The following is a 497-nucleotide window of genomic DNA, read 5'->3' as shown; positions in this document are numbered from 1 at the left end:
TGACCTGCCCCCTTCAGCCGTGCCAATGTTGAGTTAGCGAGTCCAAGGGTTTGGAGATTACTGGATCTCCGGTTGTTGCACAGCATCGCCAGCGCGCTGGCGATGCTGTGCGGCGAAACTGGCCGGCGATATGCGCCCCAGTGAGCTGTGCGGGCGGACTTCGTTGTAGTCCCGTCGCCATCGGGCAATCTCCTGCCTGGCCTGTGGCAGCGACTCGAACCACTGCTCATTGAGGCATTCATCCCTGAACTTGCCGTTGAAGCTCTCAATGTAGGCGTTCTGCGTCGGGCAGCCTGCGTCGTTGAGCAAGTGCCGAACGCCCCGGGCCGCCGCCCAGGCCATGAACGCCCGGCTGGTGAACTCCGGCCCCTGGTCTGTGCGGATCGCCCGCGGGTAGCCCCTGAACTGGGCGGCCTGATCCAGCAGTCGAACCACGTACTCCCCGCCTATGCCGTGATCCACGGCGATGTCCACGCACTCGCGGCTAAAGTCATCCA

At 63.6% G+C, this 497-nt stretch carries 1 protein-coding gene; it reads right to left on the bottom strand.

The features are described 5' to 3' along the window. Window positions 1–57 precede the first annotated feature (57 nt). On the bottom strand, window positions 58–497 hold a 440-nt coding region (locus tag C666_RS19175; protein WP_004352034.1), incomplete at its 5' end, for an IS3 family transposase.

This window comes from Thauera linaloolentis 47Lol = DSM 12138 (assembly GCF_000310205.1).
Taxonomy (GTDB): Bacteria; Pseudomonadota; Gammaproteobacteria; order Burkholderiales; family Rhodocyclaceae; genus Thauera; species Thauera linaloolentis.
The sequence above is the reverse complement of the archived record's forward strand: the minus strand, read 5'-3'. Positions and strand labels throughout refer to the sequence as shown.